Raw genomic sequence first — 17,135 nt, 5'->3', positions numbered from 1 at the left:
CCTGTTGCTCGGTTCACTCCCTGAAATTTATCTTGAGCTAGTAGCTATAGCGGTTTTCTGGAAGAGTTACTTGTGACTTTCTGTGCGTAGTTTGTCCGCGTCTTCTTTGCTGATGGGGTAAAACTTACCCAGGCCGCAGGATGCGCCGCGCATATAATCTGAGCCTACATCGTTAAGCTCGGTAACGATATCTGAGTTACACAACTTATGGAGTGAGGTGCTGTAGGTAATGGTGTCGCGGCTGCTAAAGCCGGGGCAGGGACGAGGAAGATCGTTGAGATAAACCTTTTTACCTTTCATGTAAAAAAGAATATTGCGTTTATCCAAAACCTCAATTTCATCGATACGGGTAATGCCAACGCAATGTTCAGTTTCGCCAGTAGCAAGCTGGATATTTGGGTTAGGTTCAACTTTGTCTGCCAAGGCCAGGCTGGCGGTAGCGATGCTGAATGTCAGTGCGGCATATTTTAAAATATTCATTTTTGTCTCCCGGTATCGTATCTATATCAGCTTAGTTTGCTTATAGGCTGGTAATTCTGAGTCTAGATTAGCTTATCAATTCTTGCCCGCCGCTTAACAAGAATATTAGGTTTGCGCCCATTGTCGTAATAAATTGTGATAGACACCGGTTAGTTGCACGATGGCGGGGTTGTCTTCTTGGCCCTGACTTAAATTTTGAATAGCCATGTCCATATCGTAAAGCAAGGTTCGTTTTTCATCACTGGCAACCATACTTTGCAACCAAAAGAAGGAGGCTAATCGTTGGCCATCTGTTACGGGGGTAACGCGATGAAGGCTGCTAGAGGGATATATCACCATATCTCCCGCCGGGAGCTTAACGCTATGGGTGCCGTAGGTATCTTCGATCACCAGCTCTCCACCTTGGTATTCTTCTGGCTCCGAGAAAAACAAGGTCATGGATAGATCCGTTCTGACTTTCACTGCCGTGCCGGGTACTTGGCGGATAGCATTGTCAACGTGAACCCCAAAGGCGTGCCCACCTTGGTAACAGTTGAATAAAGGGGGGAATATTTTTAAGGGTAACGCGGCGGACATAAAAATATTGCTTTTCGCCAAGGCGGCTAGAACGATATCGCCAAGCACTTTTGCGGCTTCGGAGTTTTCGGGAAGTTGGATATTGTTTTTGGCTCTGGCGGATTGATAGCCAGCGGTAACTTTGCCATCTATCCATTCAGCCGACTCCAAAATGTGCCGACAGTGAGCAACTTGGTCTTTGCTTAGCAGCTTGGGGACTTGAATCAGCATGTTGTTGGGGTGTCCGTTATTGGGTGAGATGAATGATAACTGCTGCTCTAGCTTATTGCGGGCATACGCAGTTTGGCAAGAACCTGGGGAGTGTGAAGATGTTGAGCCACGGCCAGATACGAAAAAGCCCCGCAAAGGCGGGGCTTGGACGATAAGCACGGTTTTAGAATTCGACGCTAGCCGTGAGGGTGATGCTTCGGCCTGTACCGGGAACACCTCGACTACCACGGGGCTTGAGAAGGTATTTCTCATCAGTCAGGTTGTTCACGTTTAATTGCAGGTTCAGATTGTCCGTTGCCTGCCAGGAGGCCACTGCATTGATTAGAGTCACGGCATCTAACTCTGTGGTGGTGCCATTGTCATATTCACCGATATACTGCAGACCGCCGCCCACTTGCCAGTCTTGGGAAAGCTGATAAGTGCTCCACAGGTTGGCTGAATGCTCGGGAATATTGAACAGGTCTGTGCCTTCTTCCGTTGGGTCGCCAGATTCCGTAATTTCGGTATCGGTGTAGCTGTAGTTGGCAATCAGTGACCACTTATCATTTATCGCGCCGTTTAGGCCTAGCTCAAAACCACTCACTTCTTGCTCGCCATCTAACACTAGCAGATCGTTTTCATCAGTGGTTTGGGCGTTGGTTTTGGTGGACTGAAATATCGCTGCTGTTGCCAACAAACGGTCGCCAAACAGTTCCCACTTGGTGCCCAGTTCGATCAGTTCATCTTCTTCGGCGTCAATATCTTGTTGATCTGCAGACAATGTCAGGTTGCTGCCCAATGGGGTTTGCGCGTTAGCCAGTCCAAAGTAAATGGTGCCATTTTCTGCGGGCTTGTAGCTTACAGAGGCATTCCAGCTCACCAAGGTATCGTCGGTTTCATATTGAAATGGTGGTGTTAATACGCCGCCACGACCCGAAGAGGTGTAGTTTTGTGAATATTCTTGATCGTACTGTTCTGCTCGCACACCGACGGTGGCGCTCCACTGCGGTGTAAAGGTAAGAGTGTCGCTAAAGAACAGGGCGATAGAGTCGTATTGGCCAGAGTTTTCGCCGCCGCCACGGCTAATGTTACCGGCATAGGGGGCGTCAGTTTGTGGGTTATAGAGATCGACTTCTGCCGGGTCGTCGTTGGCGGTGACTAGCTCATAACGAGTGTATTCTTCTTTGGTTAAATCAATGCCGCTAACCAAATCATGTTTTACATTGCCGCTGGCAAACATGGCGCGCAGGGTTGTTTGGTTAGAGATGATATCCCGATCTTCGTCACGGGCTTTAACGCCGCCGCGTCTTACCATGCCGGTATCACTGTTAAACGAGGGCCGGGTAAAGGCCGCGCGGGTTTCGGTTTGGCCGATAAAGGTTTGGTTGCGCAGGCTCAAGTTATCATTGAACTGGTGGTCCACCGCGAGCTTGAGGCTTAGCACTTCGTTTTCGTCGTAGTCGCGACCTTCAACGCCGTAGTAGTTTTCGGCGGTTTTTTCATCCAGGTAACGCTGGCCATTGGCATCGGTTAGCAAGGGCACGCCGCCATCGGGCAGATTGTCTTGATCCAGCCAGGTCAGGCCTGCGGTTAGCGTGGTTTTTTCGCTGGCTTTGAACGTTAGGGCACCGGCAATCCCGCTGGATTCACGTTCGGTGACATCCCGGCCTGGCACACCACTGTCTTCCGTCATGACGTTTAAGCGACCGGCAACGGTGTTGCTCAGTTGGCTGTTCACATCAATGGCTGCACGCAATTGGCTGTCGTTGCCAACCATTACGCTGCCGCGTTTAAAGTCTTCAAATTTAGCGGTTTTGCTCACGACGTTAACCGAACCGCCAGCTGAGCCACGGCCACTTGCTGTAGAAGAAGGGCCTTTGGTCACTTCAACAGTTTCTAGATTGAAGGTATCGCGGCTGTAAGCACCGATATCTCTTACGCCGTCAACATACAGGTCGTTAGTGGCGTCAAAACCGCGAATGCTGAGGTTATCGCCCGCAGCTGCGCCGCCTTCACCGGCCTGCATGGTAATGCCAGACACATTACGCAGTGCATCACGCAAACTGGTTACGGCTTGATCTTGTAAAACCGCCTCAGTCACCACGGTAATAGTTTTAGGCGTTTCTGCTAAAGGCTGAGTGTAAATCGGTGATGATGCTTTCTTTGCTTTGTATGGCGTGATCGCGTCGGCTTCAACATTCACTTTTGGCAGTGTTTTTGTCTCTTGGGGCTGCTGTGCCAGCGCGGTCATGCTGAGACTGCCAGTTGCTAGCGCAATGGCAATGGCCTGGGACATAGCGGTTTTACGCGTTCGTGGGTTGTTTAGGGACGTGGTGTGCTGCATTTCGTTCATGGCTTGGGCCTCCTTGGTAGCCGGTTATATATCGGGTAAATAACCCCATCCGGTCTTGTGGAATGTGTATTGACTGAAAATTGATGGCTAATTTGGGCCGGGAATTGCGTCGGCGGACGACAATATAAATAATAACTATTCTCAATAGCAATCAATATTTGATATCATTTGCAATTAATACGCACTCAGCTATATAAAATAGGTTCTGATCAGCGCCGGGCTGAGAACGAGACGATTAATGAAAAGCAGAATAGAAATTGGCTGTGAAGCTATAGCAGCTCTGCTGATAGTGTTAGAGCAGAGGTTTGTGATGAGATCTATTTTTTTAGTGGCGCAGTCTAACAACGCTATGTTGCCGAGCTTCCTGCGTAGGTATTCAATCTTGAAGCCAAGCAGGAGAAAGTGGCAATGACCCTTAGTCTGGCTCGATTAATACCAGGTTCGCTCAGACAGTGGCATTGGATTAGTTCAGCGCTGTGCTTGATTGGCATGCTGGGCTTCGCCATTACCGGTATTACCTTGAATCACGCAGGGGTTATTCCGGCTGTGCCGCAAGTTACCAGTGTGGAAACCACGGTACCAGCTGATTTGTTAGCGCAGCTGTCTGAAGAAGAAGACGTTAGCAGCCGGGTTCCTAGAACATTGCGCAGCTGGCTTGCCAGTGAGCAGCGGATTTATCTGCCACCCACTAAGCAAATCGAGTGGAGTGAGGAAGAAATTTATTTGGCTATGCCGCAACCCGGTGCAGATGCCTGGCTGAGTTTGGATTTGGCTTCAGGCGAACTGATTTATGAAAAAACCGATAGGGGGTGGGTCGCCTATTTTAATGATCTTCATAAAGGTCGTGACACCGGCACGGCATGGCGATGGTTTTTGGATGTGTTTGCTGTTGCCTGTGTGGTGTTTTCTATGACGGGTTTATTACTGCTGCAAAAGCAGGCGCTTCGTCGCCCCAGTACTTGGCCTATGGTGGGTTTGGGTGTGTTGATTCCCTTGTTATTAATTTTGTTGTTTATCCATTAGGTGTAGAAATGATTAAACGAATAGCCCTGTTGTTTTTTGTTCTGTGTTCTATGGCTGCGGCTCAAGCCGAAGAAAGCTGGGTGAGTGTAGAGTTACCGACAATCAACGTCGCCGAATACCATCGTCCTTATGTGGCAATTTGGCTACACAACTTAGACAGTGGTGATATTCATAATATTGCCGTGTGGTATCAGCAAGATCGGAATGGTGAGGATAAAGGCGAGCAGTGGCTTAAAGATATGCGGCAATGGTGGCGGCGCAGTGGCCGCAGTGCAGATATGCCATTAGATGGCGTGAGCGGTGCAACCCGTGTTCCCGGTGTTTACAAGCTTGATGTTAGTGATTTGCTTGATTCTTTGTCAGTCGGAAATTACCAGCTTTACGTCGAGGCCGCCCGAGAAGTGGGTGGGCGAGAATTATTAAAAATCCCATTTAGTTTGCCGCTGGCAAACGATGAAACCCTCAGCGCCGAAGGTAAAAAAGAGCTGGGAAAAATCCAGTTTCACTTGGCTCGCTAAGTCTTATTTATTGATCTGCCAGGCCATGCCGGTCTTGCTAAAGGAGATGTCATGAAAAATTTGAAAACGGTGTTAATCGCAGTCGCTTTGTGTGTGCCTGCTGTTGCCAGCGCGCATCGCGCCTGGTTTTTGCCTGCGGCAACGGTTTTGTCTGGCGATGCCCCTTGGGTCACCGTTGATGCGGCAGTGTCCAACGATTTGTTTTACGCGGATCATGCCCCCATGCGTTTAAATTCACTGCAAGTGATGGGACCCGATGGCGGTAACGTTGAAGCGCAAAATGCCAACACCGGTAAATACCGTAGCACTTTTGATGTTGAGCTGAAGCAAGAAGGGACCTATAAAATTTTTAGCGCTAGCAGTGGTCTGCGTGCCAGCTGGGAAACCGAAGATGGCAAGCGTGGCCGCTGGCCGGGACGAGGTCAGGCCGTTAAGCCAGGTGATTTTGAAAAATCAGTGCCTAAAGATGCTAAAAACCTGCAAGTGAGCTACAGCTCTCGGCGCATGGAAACCTTTGTGACTTCTGGCCAGCCTAGCAAAACAGCTTTGGCACTGAGTAACGAAGGCTTAGAGATGCAGCCCATTACTCACCCCAATGATTTATTTGCCGGTGAGCAGGCCAAGTTTCGGTTTTTGATCGATGGTGAACCCGCAGCGGGTACCAGTGTGATGGTGGTTCCTGGGGCAATGCGCTACCGGAATAGCCAGGATGAGATCAAACTGACAGCGGATAAAGACGGCGTAGTGAGCTTAACGTGGCCTGCAGCTGGCATGTATTGGCTTGAAGCTGAGTATGAAGACGCTAAGGCCAAGGCGCCTGCTAAAAAGCGCCAAGGTGGTTATGTTGCCACCCTCGAGGTTTTGCCACAGTAAATAAGGCACTCTGCCGCCATGCAAGAATGGGAAAAACTACTTTATAGCCTGCTATCCGTTGCAGGCTATATTGTGCTGTGCGTGTGCTGTTATCGCCATTACTTGCGGCATCATCCAAAAACCACTTTTGGTCAAGCTGAGCTTGTTGATAATGGTGTGATTGTGGCTTACGCCAGTCAGTCTGGAAATGCGTTGCGCTTGGCCGAAGCTGCCTGTGGGGGCTTAGACAGCAACGCCAGTTTATTGCCCTTAAATCGCGTTAATAATAAAACGCTGAGCGGGGCCAGCAGAGCTTTATTTGTGGTTAGCACCTATGGTGATGGCGAGGCTCCGGACAACGGAGTTCGTTTTGAAAAACAGCTACTGAAACAAATCAAACCAACCGACTTGGCTCACCTTGAATACGCGGTGCTGGCCCTGGGGGATAGTCATTATCCTGACTTCTGCGCCTTTGGTCGCAGATTGGATAGCGGCTTAAAAAAGCTTGGTGCCCGAAGCTTGTTTGAGCGGCTTGAACTGGACTCTAGCCAAGACCCTGATTTTAAAGCAGCGCAAATGTGGTTGCAGCAAGCCACGGGGAATAATGCCGATCGCTTTGAGGTGAGCCAAGCATTAACAGAAAAATTTCAGCCTTGGACCTTGCTTGAGAGGCAAACACTCAACCCCAAAAGTGCTAGTGAGGCGCTGATTCGCTTGCGTTTTTCGGCGCTGAATCCTGAGCAGCTGAATTGGCAGGCCGGTGATATTGCTGAGCTGGTGCCACGGAATAGTGTCGATATTTGTCGGGCTTTTCTGGCGACGATCAATACGGTTGATGGCAAGCCCCTAAGCGACCCTGAGTTAGTTGCGTTGCTGCAAGATCGTAAGCTCCTCGATGCGGGTGGCGAGCTGTTTTCGACATCGCTGCAACTGCGACAATGGATCCAGACTTTACCGCTGCATAATAAACGTGAGTATTCCATTGCCTCAATCCCAACCGATGGCGTTCTGGAGCTGCTGATGCGCCAGCGTTGTGACGAAGCTGGCAAGCTCGGGCTAGCCTCTGCTTGGCTAAGCCAGGGTTTGGGTATCGGGCAACAGCAGTGGCTAAGGTTAAGGCCTAATCCTTTATTTAATAGCCCGCCTAACACCAAGCCTCTCATTTTAATTGGCAGTGGCTCTGGCCTTGCGGGTTTATGGGGGCATTTACAGGCTAGGCGTCAGCACGGCATTACTCGCAACTGGTTGATCTTTGGCGAGCGCAGCCCTGTCACCGATAGAATATACCAGCAGCAAATTGCTGAACTGCAACGCGATGGGTTTTTGCCTCGGCTGGACTTGGTGTTTTCACGTGGTTCGGAGCGGCCGAGCTATGTTCAGCACCGGCTTCTTGAGTCGGCTGCGGTTTTGCAGGAGTGGCTTGCCGACGGCGCCACGGTGATGGTGTGTGGCAGTCGTTTGGGCATGGGGGAGGGTGTTGATGATGCGCTTCGTCAGGTGATGGGCGAAGATGCGGTGGATCGTCTTGCCGACCAAGGCCGCTATCTACGGGACGTTTACTAAACGATTGCTGAATTTAGGCTAAGGAGTTTACTGGGCTTTTCATTTTGTTTTTTCTGATCCCTTATCTCGCTTTTCATTGAAGTTTCCATTGTGTCTTTTGGATGCGGTATAAAAAGCACTTTTTGACTTTATCTTGCGGCAGTGATTTCTTGTGATTACGGTCACGGGGTTTGCTTATTAAATAGTGTTGCAAAAGCAATGGTTGCTTATTTAATGATAGTGTATTTACTGCTAGCGTGAGGGAATGAAAAAACATCATGCTCAGTCTCTTTTTGATTTTACTAACAGCCTGCAGCCCGTTCGACGCATCTGGTTACAAGCGGTTAGCCAAGTGCTTGCGGATTCCGGCTTGTCGACCTCTATGGCTTCGGCGGTGATTTTAGCGGCCAGGCGAGGTGATGAAGGCATCCGTCAATCTGTACTGGCCGAGGATGTGGGGGTTAACCCGGGGGCTATGGTGCGTATTCTGGATCAGGCCGAGGAAGCGGGGTTGCTGGCTCGCCGAAGTATACCTAATAACCGCAGAAGCAAAATGATTTTTGTGCTGCCCGCTGGCAAAACATTGGCTGCTAATATGGAGGTCGCCATTGCGGAGTTGAGGGCAGAAATACTGGGAGACCTGTCGGTGGAAGAGATTGAGTCGGCAACGCGCTTGATGCGGCTTTTTGAGAAAAGAACGGTTCAGTTTCTACAGAAAAAACCAGCGCAACGCTAATCGCCCATGTTTGCCTTAAAGGATTGGATTTTTTCACTAAAACTTTTTGTCGCTGGTATGTCGGCATTTGCCACCGCAGCTTCATTGGGTTTGGAGCAACCCTATTGGGCATTGGTCACCTGCTGCGTGCTGATGAACCCGTTTTCTGGCGCCATTCGCTCAAAGGCTGTATTTCGCTTTGCGGGAACATTATGTGCTGGTCTGGTCAGCCTGCTAATTGCTGCGTTGTTTGGTAGCACTCCGCTGCTGCTTATTATTTTTGCCGGTTTGTTTGCCACGCTTAGTTTTGCCTTGGCAGCACTGGATAGAACGCCTAGAGCCTACGGCTTTCAGCTCTTTTCCCTCACCCTTATGTTGGTTGCGGTGGCGGGGGTGGATCACCCAGAATCCATGTTTTCTGTCGTCATATCGCGGTTGACTGAAGTTGGCCTTGGTATTTTGGCCACGACCTTGATTGATGGTTTATTCCCCATGTCTCATGCCAAACAGCTGCAGGCGAGTTTGGCGCGGTGGTTGCCGGATATGCGGCATTGGGCTGAGGCCGTGCTGGATGGCGAACTTCAGCAGGGCGCGGTAGAGCATGAGCGGATAAAAACCTTGGCGGATATCGCTGCTTTATCCCAGCTCAACGCGCAACTTCGTTATGACCCCATGCTCGATAAACGAGATCTTAAAAAGGCCGTGGCCATTCAGCGGCGACTGTTGGCGATGGTGCCCTTATTGTCTGGCATCAGTAGTCGAGTAGCGAGTTTAGATGAACATGGCCGCGCTTTGCTTGAACCCTTTTTAGAAGAAGCGCGACATGGCTTGCATCATGGACAAGCTGCAGCGGCGGACTATGGGTCGCGCTTGCATGGATTGGCCGAAAGCCAAGCTAATAGTCTTTGGCAGAAAATGATCTTTGAAACCCTCGCCGATATGTTGGAGGAAATGCTGGATTATTGGCACGGTGTCAATGTGATAGACCAGTCACTCAAGCGGGGTGACAAGCTTGATAGGCAACTCAACGAAGAGCTTAATCGAGCGAGGCCATTCCCACTACCTATCGATATTGATCACGCCATGCGTATGGCTGCAGGGGTATTGTGCACTTACAGTATTATCTGTGTGGTTTGGTATTTTACGGGCTGGAATCAGGGCGCCAATATGGCGATTTTAGGTACTGTGGCCATTGCTTTCTTTGGCGGTGTGGATGAGCCAGGGGTTGCCATTGCCACCTTTGGGCGCTTTGCCTGTTTGGCGCTATTCTTAAGTGCATTACTTTGTTATGGCTTATTGCCGATGGCGGAAGACTTTGTCAGCTTTGTAATGGTGATGGCTGTGTTTATGTTACCGATTGGCGCTTGGGCTGCGACTAATCCTTTAGCCACATTGGTGATGGCGCTGGGCTTGAGCAATATCAATTTACAGGGACATTATTCGCCCTTTGCTTTTAATGTTTATTTGGAAGCGGCAGTAGCGAGTTTGATGGGAATTTACGCGGCATTTTTATGTGCCAGCTTGTTTCGGCCTTGGGGGGCTGAAAAAGCATTGCAGCGTACACTCAAACGAGAAATGAAAGACATTGTAGGCTTAAGCCGTCGCGCAAGCCCCCGGGCTAGAGATATCTATATTAATCATTCCTTGGACCGAGTCGCCATGACAGCTGCGCGCTTAACAAGTGCCTGGCAGAAATCGAATGTCAGCGTGCTGTCCGTGTTAAGAGTGGGGGCTAACGTTGCGACGCTACGCATACATATTAACCAGTGTGAGGGTGAGTCACGTTTGAGGATCGAGGCGCTGCTTAGTCACTTTGGTCGAGAGCTGAACGTGCTCAATCCGCCTGCAAGCCTCTTGGCAGATATCGACGCGGCATTGGCAATGAGCTTGCGGGTAAATAGCGGCCATTCAGACCGAGTGGTACGGGCGCTATCTGGGTTGCGATTGGCGATGTTCCATCAAGTGCCACTAGGCGTGGAGGAGTAATGGCTGAGCTGGATATAGGCGGGGTATTTTTACCGCCATTTCTTCTGTGCATGTTACTGGGTTTTGCGGGGCGGATTGTGCTTTCGTGTCTATTAGAGGCGAGCAATGCTTATCGGTTTATCTGGCATCGGCCGATTTTTGACACGTCGATTTTTTTAATCATGACTGGCGTCTTGTTTTTTCTTACGTCGGTTTAGAGATAGAGAAAGCGTTTTTATTATGTCTACTTACAACGGCTTTACAAAAGTACTCAAAGTGACGGTAACCTTCTGTGTGGTTGCGGTGGCGGCGACTATGTTGTGGAAACTGTTTAATTACTACACCTACGCACCGCAAACCCGCGACGGCAAAATTCGCGCGGATGTGGTTCCTATTGCAGGGGATTTGTCCGGGCGTATTGAAACAGTTTATGTGACGGATAATCAGGAAGTTAAAAAGGGTGATTTGTTATATACCATTGCCCACAAGCGCTTAGAAAACGCGGTGGAAAGAGCCCGTGCCCGCCTTGAGGTAGCCAAGGCCGATTTAAATGAGGCTGATCGGGAAAATAAGCGCTATCAACGCCTTGATACCGTTGCCAGTCAGCAACAGAAAGATGAGCACATATCTGACTTGGAGTCAGCGAGGGCAAATTATCACCAGGCCCAAACTGAGCTTGATTTAGCGAATATTAATCTGGGTCTGGCAACGGTAACGGCACCCGTTAATGGCATTGTCACCAATTTGTCCCTGCGCCCGGGTGCCTATGCGTCTGAAGGCGAGGCAATGATGACCTTGGTCGATTCGGATTCATTTTATGTGACGGGGTATTTTGAAGAGACGAAGCTCGCCAATATTCGCGTTGGCGCGTTGGCCGAGATTCGGGTGATGGGAGAAAGCAAAAAGCTCCAAGGACACGTGCAGGGCTGGTCGGTTGGAATTGAAGACCGAGAGCGCAGCACGTCAGCCGATACCCTGTTGGCCAATGTGAATCCGACGTTTAGCTGGATTCGTCTTGCCCAGCGCATCCCGGTACGCATTGCCATTGATGAGGTGCCAAAAGAGGTGGCGCTAATTGCCGGACGTACGGTTTCGGTGACATTGCACAGCGATCAAGTCGCTGACGCCTCATCAGCGCAAGTATCGAGTCAACCTTAAGCCTGAAACAGACAGCATCGTTAGCGTTTAGGTAGCAGTAATACCTTGGTTTTAGACAAGCGATCATGCCAGGCGAGTTGCTGTTTATCGACGACTAACCATAAATATCCCAAGCCGCAGGGCAGTAGCGACAAAAAACTGGCAAAGACGCGAATAATGCATTGTCCCCAGCTGGGTTTGTCGCCATTTAAACTAACGAGTTTTAAACGCCAAGCTTGCATGCCCAAGGTCTGGCCTTGCTTGCGCCAAAAAATGCTGTTGAACATAACAATAATGCTCAGTAGATACAGTTGATAGAGCCAGCCGCCAGCGCCACTACTTAGCTCGTGAACAACGGTACCTGTTTGCGGGGAGTCTTTGATATGTTCGGGGCTGAGAATTAAAGTCGGAATGGCACCGGCAATAAACAGTACGGCAAACAACAGAAACCCGTCGTATACCATGGCCATAAGTCGTCTGATGACCCCTGCATTTGGGTGGTCGGTTGCTGGTGTTGAAGTAGCGGTGGAGGTGGGCTCGGCCATCTAAGCGAAAACTCAATTGCAAATAATGGGCGAATTGTAGCAGAGCTGAAGGCCTTTTGAAGCCGAGAGCGAGCAGGTGGTAGCCTAGAAACTGTATTTCATGCTGACTTCAACATTGCTGCTGCTCATTCGCAGGCGGTAGTCCAATTCCGTTTTTTGGCGTCCGCTTAAGTGAATGCGGCCTTCTTCATCAGGAACATAGTATTTGCTGCCCCCAGCTTGCCGGTAAACGCTACGGTAGAGATGTTTCACGGCCATCTTGAATAAGGCTTTGATTGCATCGTTGCCGGTTCTTGCGCTGTCTTGATTCATCCAAACGCGATTAAATCGAGCTTGTTCGGTATTGATGGCATGAAACTGGCCGTTGGCGTCTTGCTCAACAAACACGGTCATACTAGGTTGGTAGCCTTGGTATTTTTCTTGTGGCAATGTGTGACCAATATAATTTGCATCTTCGCTTATAGAGGCCGCTAACCCAGGTACGCCAATTGCTGTCAGGATGAGAGCCAAAACGGGTTTACAGAATTGAGCTGCAATGATCGCTACGCTATTTATTATCTTTGTTGCTAGCATTTTATTTCCGCTCTAAAGAGTGGCTTGACAATGATTAAAGATTAGCGATACACGGTACAGAGCAAAATAAGTAAATGTACCCGCGGCGATGGTGAGTTTCCGCAGGGGAGATAGCGGATTGCTTTCAATAATAGAAATAACTAAACAGGATAGACTCCATGCGGGTATTACTTATTGAAGACGACAGCAGTGTGGCGCAGTACATTGTTAAAGGCTTTAAAGAGTGTGGTTACGAGGTAGAACACGCTGCCGATGGCAAAGCGGGGCTGATAAAGGCCACTACCGAAAACTACGATGCATTGATTGTAGACCGAATGCTGCCCAACGTTGATGGCCTTACCATTATCCAAACCCTGAGAGCGGCCAATAATATGACGCCAGCACTTATTCTCAGTGCCTTGGGTGAGGTCGATGACCGGGTCAAAGGCTTAAAGGCGGGAGGAGATGATTACCTGGTCAAACCCTTTGCCTTTGCTGAACTGCAGGCGCGTATTGAGGTGATTATGCGCCGCCGGGAATCCAGTGGGGAAGTCACCCGCTTGCGGGTGGCCGATTTAGAGATGGACCTTATTTCGCACAAGGTGAACCGTGGCGGACAACCCCTGACCCTACAACCCAGAGAATACAAGTTATTAGAATATTTGATGCGTAATGCAGGACAGGTTGTGACTCGAACCATGCTGCTTGAAAATGTTTGGGATTATCATTTTGACCCCCAGACCAATGTCATAGATGTGCATATTAGTCGCTTAAGACAAAAAATTGATAAGGGCTTTGATCAACAGCTACTGAATACGGTGAGAGGCGCTGGGTATACCTTAGATGATACTGAGTAAAATTTTCAGCAGTTTTACCTTCCGGTTTTTTGTCGGCTATGTGGCATGGCTTGGGGTGTCGGTGTTTTTGGTATTGGCGGTGATATACGCCTTTATCGCCTATGGTTTTTTTGATGATGTGCAGCAATCGTTAAAAGATGAAGTCAACGCGCTTGCAGCTGAATATCAGCGTAGTGGTGCAGAGGGCATCGATGCGCTTATCAAAAGCCACAGTGGCCCAGATAGCTTGATTCGGTTTTTCTATTATGTAAGTGATGCTCAGCGGCAAAAAATTGCAGGTAATCTTGATGCTTGGCCAAATATTGCAGAAGGCAGAGATGGTTGGTCTGGTTTTAAGCCTGAGGCGTTAATGGATTTTTTAAAGCCGGTAGGCACCGAGTTTATTGCCCACTCGCGACAGTTGCCTAGTGGTGAATATGTATTAGTGGCCAGGCATTATGCCGATGTTATCAGCAGTACTAAATTGGTTGTCGGTGCGCTTACTCGCAGCATGTTGGCGACGATTGTGTTGGGTACCTTGGGTAGTGCTGTGGTGTCAGCGTTAGCCCTCCGTAGAATTGAACATATTAATACCAGCTTGCGACGAATTATGTCGGGTGACTTTGGTGAGCGCTTTAATATTAAAGACAGCGCTGGAGATTATCGTCGCTTGGCAAAAAACCTCAATCAGATGTTAGATAGAATCGAAGTGTTAATGAATGGTGTTCGCCAAGTCTCAGATAATATTGCCCATGATTTGCGTACCCCTTTAACCCGGCTACGGGGAGGTCTCAGTGACTTGCAAGATGAATGCGATGGCGATGAATCCAAGGAGAAAATGCAAAGCTTGATCGATGAAGCTGATGGCTTGCTGGGCACGTTTAATGCTTTGCTGCGTATAGCGCAGGTGGAATCGGGAAATCGCCGTTCTGGTTTTGCTGACGTTGATTTGTGCACCTTGATCTCGGATGTGATCGAGCTTTACGAACCGCTGGCCCTAGAAAAACAACAACAACTTAATATTAATATGACGTCGGCATTAACGGTTCGGGGTGATCGCAATTTACTCTTTCAGGCTTTTGCCAATTTAATGGATAACGCCATTAAATACACTCCGGAGTTTGGCGTATTGGATATTGCCTTATCGCTTGATGTTGAAGATATCTGTATTGAAGTGGCTGACTCTGGTGTAGGAATTCCAATAAGGGATAGAGACAAAGTGTTTCAACGATTTTACCGAATAGAAGATAGTCGTAGTCGGCATCCCGGCAACGGTCTGGGTTTAAGTTTGGTGAAAGCGGTGACGACGCTTCATGCCGGGAGCATTGTTTTAGAAGATAATCAGCCGGGCTTACGAGTTATTGTCCGTTTGCCATCACTCGACAAAGAAACGGCTTAAATAGTCATTTCAGGACGGGGTCCAAAATAAGGACTTATTCCTGCAGCTTAATGTGATCTGTATTTGGCGGTGCGGCCGGTGGGGTTTTTGGTTCAGATAACAGGCTACCGGGCTCGGCTAAACTCATACCTGCAATCATATCGTCGATATTTAGCTCGACTAGAGGTAATCCGGCTTCCGCAAGTGTCGCTCCGGGTTGATCGAGACTTAAGTGTGCAGTTGTTGGTGGCTCAACAGGAATCTCATCGCTATTTTGTTGAAGTCTGCTCCCTGTTGGCGCGAGGACAATATCGCTAACGTCAATGTCGGGTCCGGGCAGCCGTTGCCGTTCTGCCTCGCTAAGCACCAGGCTTCCACTTGGGCAAAGTGACAGGCTTGAGCTTACCGCTTGGGATGAATTCCCTATGGGGGTGTTGCTGTCACGGTAAGCGGTAATTAAGCCGATATTGCTTAAGGCCCGTTGGTAACGGCCGAGCTCTGCTGAATTTAGCCCTCGTTTTATACAATAAGGTCTACCGGATAAAAGTGGACGAAGCTTTTCCTCCGGCTGTTTAAATAATCGTGATAATGGTTCCAAGACCTGTTCTGAGCTATAGCCTTCTTGAAGCTTGCCACTGAGGTATAGATCGAATAATGCTTGATCAGCCATAGATCTATTTCTCCGTTCGATTATTTCTGTAGGTCAAAGCTAAGTAGCATCCGTAATAATTCCCGGCAGGTCAAGCTACAGAGCTGGCGATACCATTGACAAATTGACAAGATAAACACTTACAGACAAGTCCTATATTCACTGCTAGTCTTATAGCTTATCAATGGTTTTGCAGCTTGAAAATTTAATGTGGCTACAAAAATAAGATGTTAGATAACTATTTTCCGTATTTTCAGCCCATTATCGATGTGGGAAAAAAGGCGATTGTTGGCTACGAAGCGCTTGGTAGAACCCGGAACACGTCAGCCAGGGTGGAGTCGCTCGGCCCTTTGTTTAATGACCCAAACTTTGATCGAAGCTTATTGCTACAAATAGACCGCACTGTTCGTGAGCGTGCAATGCGCCACTTGGCGAAAAATCCGGGCAACACATTTCTTTCACTGAATATCTCACCTGAATGGATGAACCACGTTCCTGATGATCAAGTGGTTCCCAGTATTGAAATGGCACGTCACTGTGGCTTGGCGCCCGAGCGGGTTTTGATTGAGTTTGTCGAAGGGGTTGGTGAAACGCTAAAAATGCAAATGCTATTAAAGCGTTATCGTCAGGCTGGAATGAAAATAGCGATTGATGATTTTGGTGCAGGGCATTCCCATGTTGATCGTTTGGTGGCCCTTGAACCAGACATTATTAAAATGGATATGGCATTTTTTAAACGTGGAATGATGAGCGGTATTTCTAAGGATGTAGTGAGAAGTTTGGGGGCGTTGGCCAGACGAACGGGTAGTTTGTTGCTGTGTGAAGGTGTGGAAACCAGGGAAGAGTTTTATTTCGCGTTGGATTGTGGCGCACGTTATGTTCAAGGTTATTTCTTTTACCCTCCCGCCGCGGAGCTGGTTCCTCCTGAGCACCCCAAAGTAATGTTGGATGAATTGCTGGAAAAATACCTTTCCCTGAAAATTAGTCAGCAAAAATTACAGCTTCGTTTCCATCAGGATATCACCGAGTTTTTTCAGAAAATTGAGCCTCAATTATTAGCTGACCCCGTGGATGTCATGGCATTACCAGAGGCTCCGGTAGGCTTTTTGCGTGTTTATTTCTGCCATCGCAGCGGCGAGCAAATTTCACCTAACTATGAAAGTTGTCGTGTTGAGGACGGGTACTGGAGTGCCACTTTTGAAAACCTGGGAATGAATTGGGCCATGCGGCCGTACTTTCATCAAATTCTAGCCGTGGGCGAGCAGGAGCATCGTCGCCACTCTATATCCACTCCCTATCGTGATCTACGAACCGGTAAACTTTGTCAGACGATGGGTATCTTGTTGGAAAATAATAGGGTGTTATTAGCCGACATAGCTTGCTCAGAGGAGGTGAATATCGATGGCGATGATATTTACATATGGTAGCTTGATGTGCGCTGACATTATGACTTGGGTCGCAGGGGAACCTCTTTTGGCTTGTGCAGCCACCTTAAAAGGGTATCGCCGCTATCTTGTTCATGGGCAAGAGTATCCAGGTATAGTTAAGGAAGATGGGGCAAGCGTTGAAGGCTTGATTTACGAGGATGTTTCTGTCGAAGCGCTGCGGCGTTTGGATGCCTTTGAAGGAAGTTGGTACCGTCGTTTTCCGGTGGAAGTGAGTACCGATCAAGGTTTACGTGCAGCAGAGGCCTATGTTATTCGGCCACGTTATAGAAGTGTCTTGAGTGATAAAGATTGGGATTACGAGATTTTTCTACAACGAGGAAAAGCCAAATTCATGAAAGAGTACGTTGGTTATATAAAAATTTAAACATTGAACAATA

At 48.7% G+C, this 17,135-nt stretch carries 18 protein-coding genes; 12 read left to right on the top strand and 6 right to left on the bottom strand.

What is annotated here, in order from left to right; genetic code table 11:
- Positions 1-66: 66 nt before the first annotated feature.
- From IMCC21906_RS12280 to IMCC21906_RS12270, 3 genes are all read right to left on the bottom strand, one after another.
- Complete coding sequence (locus IMCC21906_RS12280; protein ID WP_052763521.1) at positions 67-480, bottom strand: DUF6491 family protein; 414 nt, start codon at positions 478-480, stop codon at positions 67-69.
- Positions 481-585: 105 nt separating this feature from the next.
- Positions 586-1,266 (bottom strand): Fe2+-dependent dioxygenase, encoded by a 681-nt coding sequence (locus IMCC21906_RS12275; protein ID WP_047012415.1) that lies wholly within the window; start codon positions 1,264-1,266, stop codon positions 586-588.
- A 163-nt stretch (positions 1,267-1,429) separates the two neighbouring features.
- Positions 1,430-3,598 carry a TonB-dependent siderophore receptor gene (locus tag IMCC21906_RS12270; RefSeq protein ID WP_052763520.1) on the bottom strand — a complete coding sequence of 723 codons (2,169 nt, stop codon included), beginning with the start codon at positions 3,596-3,598 and terminating at the stop codon, positions 1,430-1,432.
- Between the two features lie 408 nt (positions 3,599-4,006).
- On the opposite strand from IMCC21906_RS12270, the gene IMCC21906_RS12265 reads away from it, so the two are divergent.
- From IMCC21906_RS12265 to IMCC21906_RS12230, 8 genes are all read left to right on the top strand, one after another.
- Positions 4,007-4,621 (top strand): PepSY-associated TM helix domain-containing protein, encoded by a 615-nt coding sequence (locus tag IMCC21906_RS12265; protein ID WP_047012414.1) that lies wholly within the window; start codon positions 4,007-4,009, stop codon positions 4,619-4,621.
- Between the two features lie 8 nt (positions 4,622-4,629).
- The gene (locus IMCC21906_RS12260; protein WP_047012413.1) at positions 4,630-5,139 is read left to right on the top strand and encodes a DUF2271 domain-containing protein; all 510 of its coding nucleotides are present in this window, start codon (positions 4,630-4,632) and stop codon (positions 5,137-5,139) included.
- A gap of 51 nt (positions 5,140-5,190) precedes the next feature.
- The gene (locus IMCC21906_RS12255; RefSeq protein WP_047012412.1) at positions 5,191-6,012 is read left to right on the top strand and encodes a DUF4198 domain-containing protein; all 822 of its coding nucleotides are present in this window, start codon (positions 5,191-5,193) and stop codon (positions 6,010-6,012) included.
- Between the two features lie 18 nt (positions 6,013-6,030).
- Positions 6,031-7,554 (top strand): sulfite reductase flavoprotein subunit alpha, encoded by a 1,524-nt coding sequence (locus IMCC21906_RS12250; protein WP_047012411.1) that lies wholly within the window; start codon positions 6,031-6,033, stop codon positions 7,552-7,554.
- A gap of 244 nt (positions 7,555-7,798) precedes the next feature.
- On the top strand, positions 7,799-8,269 hold the full coding sequence (locus tag IMCC21906_RS12245) for a MarR family winged helix-turn-helix transcriptional regulator (protein WP_082117471.1): 471 nt from the start codon (positions 7,799-7,801) through the stop codon (positions 8,267-8,269).
- Between the two features lie 6 nt (positions 8,270-8,275).
- Complete coding sequence (locus IMCC21906_RS12240) at positions 8,276-10,234, top strand: FUSC family protein (protein ID WP_047012410.1); 1,959 nt, start codon at positions 8,276-8,278, stop codon at positions 10,232-10,234.
- On the top strand, positions 10,234-10,431 hold the full coding sequence (locus tag IMCC21906_RS17250; protein WP_047012409.1) for a DUF1656 domain-containing protein: 198 nt from the start codon (positions 10,234-10,236) through the stop codon (positions 10,429-10,431). The genes IMCC21906_RS12240 and IMCC21906_RS17250 overlap by 1 nt, the downstream gene beginning before the upstream one ends.
- Before the next feature lie 22 nt (positions 10,432-10,453).
- Positions 10,454-11,371 (top strand): HlyD family secretion protein, encoded by a 918-nt coding sequence (locus tag IMCC21906_RS12230; protein ID WP_047012408.1) that lies wholly within the window; start codon positions 10,454-10,456, stop codon positions 11,369-11,371.
- Positions 11,372-11,391: 20 nt separating this feature from the next.
- On the opposite strand, the gene IMCC21906_RS12225 is transcribed toward IMCC21906_RS12230, so the two are convergent.
- Positions 11,392-11,895, bottom strand: coding sequence for an RDD family protein (locus IMCC21906_RS12225; protein ID WP_047012407.1), 504 nt, complete (start codon positions 11,893-11,895; stop codon positions 11,392-11,394).
- Positions 11,896-11,979: 84 nt separating this feature from the next.
- Positions 11,980-12,468 carry a hypothetical protein gene (locus IMCC21906_RS12220; protein WP_047012406.1) on the bottom strand — a complete coding sequence of 163 codons (489 nt, stop codon included), beginning with the start codon at positions 12,466-12,468 and terminating at the stop codon, positions 11,980-11,982.
- A 158-nt stretch (positions 12,469-12,626) separates the two neighbouring features.
- Here IMCC21906_RS12220 and IMCC21906_RS12215 point away from each other — a divergent pair, with 158 nt between their 5' ends.
- Together IMCC21906_RS12215 and IMCC21906_RS12210 are read left to right on the top strand one after the other, a co-directional pair.
- On the top strand, positions 12,627-13,304 hold the full coding sequence (locus IMCC21906_RS12215) for a response regulator transcription factor (RefSeq protein WP_047012405.1): 678 nt from the start codon (positions 12,627-12,629) through the stop codon (positions 13,302-13,304).
- Positions 13,291-14,682: a HAMP domain-containing sensor histidine kinase gene (locus IMCC21906_RS12210; RefSeq protein WP_047012404.1), complete on the top strand. Its 1,392-nt coding sequence runs from the start codon at positions 13,291-13,293 to the stop codon at positions 14,680-14,682. The genes IMCC21906_RS12215 and IMCC21906_RS12210 overlap by 14 nt, the downstream gene beginning before the upstream one ends.
- A 34-nt stretch (positions 14,683-14,716) precedes the next feature.
- Here the strand turns inward: IMCC21906_RS12210 and IMCC21906_RS12205 are convergent, their stop codons facing one another.
- Complete coding sequence (locus IMCC21906_RS12205) at positions 14,717-15,331, bottom strand: hypothetical protein (protein WP_047012403.1); 615 nt, start codon at positions 15,329-15,331, stop codon at positions 14,717-14,719.
- A gap of 206 nt (positions 15,332-15,537) precedes the next feature.
- Between IMCC21906_RS12205 and IMCC21906_RS12200 the strand changes: the two genes are divergently transcribed.
- Positions 15,538-16,737, top strand: a complete 1,200-nt coding sequence (locus tag IMCC21906_RS12200; RefSeq protein WP_047012402.1) for an EAL domain-containing protein — start codon at positions 15,538-15,540, stop codon at positions 16,735-16,737.
- A complete protein-coding gene (locus IMCC21906_RS12195; protein WP_047012401.1) occupies positions 16,712-17,122 on the top strand; it encodes a gamma-glutamylcyclotransferase family protein in 411 nt (136 codons plus the stop codon). Before IMCC21906_RS12200 ends, IMCC21906_RS12195 begins: the two co-directional genes overlap by 26 nt.
- Positions 17,123-17,135: the final 13 nt, after the last annotated feature.

It is taken from the genome of Spongiibacter sp. IMCC21906 (assembly GCF_001010805.1).
Classification (GTDB): domain Bacteria; phylum Pseudomonadota; class Gammaproteobacteria; order Pseudomonadales; family Spongiibacteraceae; genus Spongiibacter.
The sequence above is the reverse complement of the archived record's forward strand: the minus strand, read 5'-3'. Positions and strand labels throughout refer to the sequence as shown.